This window comes from Nocardiopsis lucentensis DSM 44048 (assembly GCF_000341125.1).
Classification (GTDB): domain Bacteria; phylum Actinomycetota; class Actinomycetes; order Streptosporangiales; family Streptosporangiaceae; genus Nocardiopsis; species Nocardiopsis lucentensis.
In genome coordinates this window covers 1-4546 of sequence record NZ_ANBC01000793.1, presented here as the reverse complement: position 1 = coordinate 4546, position 4546 = coordinate 1, and the positions used below count along the sequence as shown (strand labels likewise).

Here is a 4546-nt window from a genome sequence, read left to right as displayed (position 1 = left end):
GGTAGCGGCTGCTGCTCGGCGGGCGGTCCCCAGGAGGTCGAGCTCACCGCGCCGGCCGGGACCCTTTGAGACCCGTGCGCGTTCGTGCCCCCGACGCCTCCGTACCCGTGGTCGGAGCGCGCCGGGGGCTGGCGGTCCTGTGCGTCACCGTCACCACGAGCTACGGGGTGCTGTTCTACGCCTTCCCGGTGCTGGCCACGGCGATCCCCGCCGACACCGGCTGGTCCTCGGCCACGGTCACCGCCCTTTTCTCCGCGGCCCAGGTCACGGCGGGTCTGACCGGAGTCCTCGTGGGAAGGCTGCTGCAGACGCACGGCCCACGGCCGGTGATGACCGGGGCGGCCCTGATCGCCGTCCCGGCCGTGGCGGGCATCGCCCTGGCCCCGAGCGCGGTCTTCTTCGCCCTGGCGTGGATCGTGGCCGGGACCGCCATGGCCGGGCTGTACTATCCGCCCGCCTTCGCGGCCCTCACCCGTTGGTACGGTGCCGCACGGGTGCGGGCGTTGACCGCGTTGACGCTCTCCGGCGGGCTGGCGAGCACCGTCTTCGCGCCCGTGACCGCGGCCTTGGAACAGGCGTGGGGGTGGCGGTGCGCCTACCTCGTGTTGAGCGGGGTCGTCGCCTTGGTGGTCGTGCCGCTCCACGCCTTCGCCCTCCCCCGCGCATGGGCGGGGCTCGGCGTGGACGAGGGCTTTGGCGGACCGGGCACGACGGTGGGAACGGTGATCCGCAGCCGAGCCTTCTGGGCGCTGACCACAGCCCTGGCGGCGGGGGCGCTGACCGTGTACGCGGGCGTGGTCAACCTCGTCCCCCTCCTGGAGTCCAGGGGCTTCGACACCACGACCGCGGCCTGGGCACTGGGCCTGGGAGGACTCGGACAGGTGGCGGGGCGTCTGGTCTACGCGCACCTGGAGCGGAGAACCGCACCCGTTCCCCGAACGGTGATCGTCCTGGCCGCGTGCGCGGCCACATCCCTGCTCCTGGCGCTGGTGCCCGGACCCTGGGGGCTGGTCGTGGCGGTCGCCGTCCTGGCGGGCATGGCGCGCGGTGTGCTCACCCTGCTGCACGCCACGGCGGTGGCCGAACGGTGGGGCACGGCGGTCTACGCCGGGGTCAGCGGGGTGATGCACGTCCCGCTGATGCTGGCCTCCGCGCTCGCCCCCTGGATCGGTGTGTCGCTGGCCGGAGCACTGGGCGGGTACGCGGGGGCGTTCGCGGCACTGAGCGCCCTGGCGGCCGCGGGATCCGTGGCAGCGCTGTTCAGCCGCCCCGGACACTCCCGCGGCCGAGAGCGCTATTCCTCGTGAGCCAGAGCGTCGGTGATCTCGGCGACCGTCGTCTTGGCCGTGCGCCCGGCACCGACCAGCGTGGCCGAGGCCGGCCCGGTCCAGTCGCCGTAGCCCAACAGGAACAGCCGCGGTTCGCCGACCGCGCGGGTTCCCTCCAGCGCTATCCGGCCCGCGCCGTTCGCCAGCCCCAAGGGCGCGAGATGGTCCAGGGCCGGCCGGAATCCTGTGCACCACACGATCGCGTCGCAGGTCAGTTCACTTCCGTCCGCCCAGGCCACGCCCGTGCGGGTGAGACGGGTGAACATCGGTTCGGCCCTGAGCGCGTCTCGGTCCCGGGCCTCCCTGACGGTCGGCACCATCACGATGTCGCCCAGGTCGCCCACACCCCGTGCCGCCCGGCCACCGTTTCGCACGGCGCGCTGGCGCTGGGTGGCGATGGCGAAGAGGGCCCGGCCGTCCACGTCGTCGGGTAGGAAGCGCGGAGGGCGCGACGTGGTCCAGGTGGTGTCCGCGACCTGAGAGAGCTCGGCGAGGATCTGCGCCGCGGAGTTGCCGCCGCCGACCACCACGACCCGCTGACCGGTGAACTCCTCCGGTGCCCGGTAGTCGACGGTGTGCAGCTGTCTGCCGTCGAACTCCTCGCGCCCCGGGATGTTCGGGAGGTGGGGACCACCCCAGGTGCCGGTGGCGCTGACGACGAAGCGGGCCCGCCACTCCCCCTGGTCGGTGACCACACGCAGAGCCTCCTCCGCCCGCTCCAGACCTCTCACGTGGACGGGACGGCGTACCGGGAGTTCGTAGCGGCTCTCGTACTCGGCCAGGTACCAGGCCACGTGTGCCGCGCTCGGGTACTCGTGCCCGTCCTCGGCGGGCATCCACCAGCCCGGCAGCATGCTGTGGCCGGCCGGTGAGAACAGCCGCAGTGAGTGCCAGTACTCGGTCCACGAACCTCCCGGGGCGGAACCACCGTCCAGGATGACGTGGTCGATCCTCGCCCGGCGTAGAAAGTATCCGGCCGCGAGCCCTGCCTGTCCGCCGCCGACGACCGCGACGTCGACCGTCCGTTGCTCCATGTGCGTTCCCGGCCCTTCCCACGTGCCGGGGCGCCGTGGCCCCGGCTCATCGCTGGTGTGTCGTGACGGGATGCGTTCAAGGGGCGGGGCCCGCTGGTGCCCGTCTCACCCGGGCCCCGTCGGGTCACCACTCCTTTCGGGTGGTGAACCTTCGCCGCCAGGCCAGTGACACGTACACCAGCCCCACCAGCACCGGGACCTCGATCAGCGGGCCGACCACACCCGCGAGCGCCTGGCCCGAGGTGACACCGAAGGTGGCGACGGCCACCGCGATCGCCAACTCGAAGTTGTTGCCCGCCGCGGTGAACGCGAGCGTGCTGGTGCGCTCGTAGCCCATCCCGATCGCCTTGCCCAGGGCGAAGGTGCCCGACCACATCAGGGCGAAGTAGACCAGCAGCGGGATCGCGATGCGGGCCACGTCCAGCGGTCGGCTGGTGATGGTGCCGCCCTGCAGGGCGAACAGCAACACGATCGTGAACAGCAGTCCGTACAGCGCCCACGGGCCGATCCGGGGCAGGAAGACGCTCTCGTAGCGCTCGCGGCCCATCCGCCGCTCGCCCAGGTACCGGGTGAGGAACCCGGCGGCCAGGGGGATGCCGAGGAAGATCACGACGTTGGCCGCGATCAGCCAGGGGGAGACGGCCAGGCCGTCGGTGTCCAGGCCCAGCCAGCCGGGGAGCAGGTCGAGGTAGAACCAGCCCAGGAGGCCGAAGGCCAGTACCTGGAAGAGGGAGTTGAGGGCCACCAGCACGGCGGCGGCCTCGCGGTCGCCGCAGGCCAGGTCGTTCCAGATGATCACCATGGCGATGCAGCGGGCCAGGCCGACGATGATCAGGCCGGTGCGGTACTCGGGCAGGTCGGCCAGGAAGATCCAGGCCAGCGCGAACATCACCGCGGGGCCGACGATCCAGTTGACCGCCAGGGAGGAGACGAGCAGGCGGCGGTCGCCGGTGACGGTGTCCAGGCGGTCGTAGCGGACCTTGGCCAGCACCGGGTACATCATGATCAGCAGGCCCAGGGCGATGGGCAGGGAGATCCCGCCCACCTCCAGGGCGGCCAACGCGGCGTCCAAGCCGGGGACCAGGCGGCCCAGGCCCAGGCCGGCGGCCATGGCGAGCAGGATCCAGACCGCGAGGAGGCGGTCGAGGGTGGACAGGCGGGCGGCGGGCGGTGCGGGGGCGGTCGGGGGGTCGGTGCGGGTCACGTGCAGGCCCGCTTCCGGTCGGCGGCGGCCGTGGCGCGGGCGGTGGCGGCGAGTTCGCCCAGGGCTCCGGCCAGTCCTTCCAGCGCCTGGGGGCGGAGCCGGTAGTAGGTGTAGCGTCCGCACGGCTCGGTCTCGACCACCCCGGCCTCGCGCAGGATCCGCAGGTGGTTGGACAGGTTGGTCTGCCTGGCGCCGGTCTCGGCGACCAGGTGCGTGGTGCACAGGGTCTCGTGGGCGAGCAGGGCGACGATCCGTGTGCGCAGCGGATCAGCCAGCGCCTTGATCAGGTCACCTTCAACTGACATCAGCATGTGCTGATATTATCCCATCATCAAACGCTGATGCGTTGAGTGAGGACCCTTGTTCCGGTCCCCGCTCTCCACCGAGACGAGAAGGCCCCGCACCATGTCCCACTCCGACACGCCGTCCGTCCTGTTCGTGTGCGTGCACAACGCGGGCCGCTCCCAGATGGCCGCCGCCTGGCTCAGTCACTTGGCCGGAGACCGGATCGAGGTGCGTTCGGCGGGCTCGGCCCCGGCCGACGCGCTCAATCCCGCCGTGGTGGAGGCGATGGCCGAGGTCGGCATCGACATCACCGACCAGAGCCCGAAGATCCTCACCGTCGAAGCCGTGGAGGCCTCCGACGTGTGCGTGACCATGGGCTGCGGGGACACCTGCCCGATCTTCCCCGGTAAGCGCTACCTGGACTGGACGCTGCCCGACCCGGCCGGACAGGGCGTCGAGGCCGTCCGACCGATCCGCGACGAGATCAGGACGCGCGTCGAGCGGTTGATCGCGGAGATCGGCGCCCGGCGGGAGGCCTGACGGCACGGCGTGAGCGGGCGCACGCTCGTCACCCCGCTCGCGTCGCCGGGGGGCTGGAGGCGGCCCCGGGGTCGACGAGTCGATCCGGCGACGAGTCGACAAGGGGACGCGTCCACCGGAACGCGGAGCCCCGCCCCCTCCGCGCGTGGCCCGCC

At 72.3% G+C, this 4546-nt stretch carries 5 protein-coding genes; 2 read left to right on the top strand and 3 right to left on the bottom strand.

Translation table 11 applies throughout. The features are described 5' to 3' along the window. Positions 1-74: 74 nt before the first annotated feature. Complete coding sequence (locus D471_RS0127735; protein ID WP_017601639.1) at positions 75-1307, top strand: MFS transporter; 1233 nt, start codon at positions 75-77, stop codon at positions 1305-1307. Here D471_RS0127735 and D471_RS0127730 read toward each other — a convergent pair. The 3 genes from D471_RS0127730 to D471_RS0127720 form a co-directional block, all read right to left on the bottom strand. Further along, positions 1295-2362, bottom strand: a complete 1068-nt coding sequence (locus D471_RS0127730) for an ArsO family NAD(P)H-dependent flavin-containing monooxygenase (protein WP_017601638.1) — start codon at positions 2360-2362, stop codon at positions 1295-1297. The two genes, D471_RS0127735 and D471_RS0127730, sit on opposite strands and share 13 nt — an antisense overlap. Before the next feature lie 124 nt (positions 2363-2486). Then, complete coding sequence (arsB, locus tag D471_RS0127725) at positions 2487-3566, bottom strand: ACR3 family arsenite efflux transporter (protein WP_017601637.1); 1080 nt, start codon at positions 3564-3566, stop codon at positions 2487-2489. Beyond that, positions 3563-3877 (bottom strand): ArsR/SmtB family transcription factor, encoded by a 315-nt coding sequence (locus tag D471_RS0127720; protein ID WP_017601636.1) that lies wholly within the window; start codon positions 3875-3877, stop codon positions 3563-3565. Before D471_RS0127720 ends, arsB begins: the two co-directional genes overlap by 4 nt. Positions 3878-3971: 94 nt before the next feature. On the opposite strand from D471_RS0127720, the gene D471_RS0127715 reads away from it, so the two are divergent. Then, positions 3972-4391 (top strand): arsenate reductase ArsC, encoded by a 420-nt coding sequence (locus D471_RS0127715; RefSeq protein ID WP_017601635.1) that lies wholly within the window; start codon positions 3972-3974, stop codon positions 4389-4391. The last annotated feature ends 155 nt before the right edge of the window (positions 4392-4546 follow it).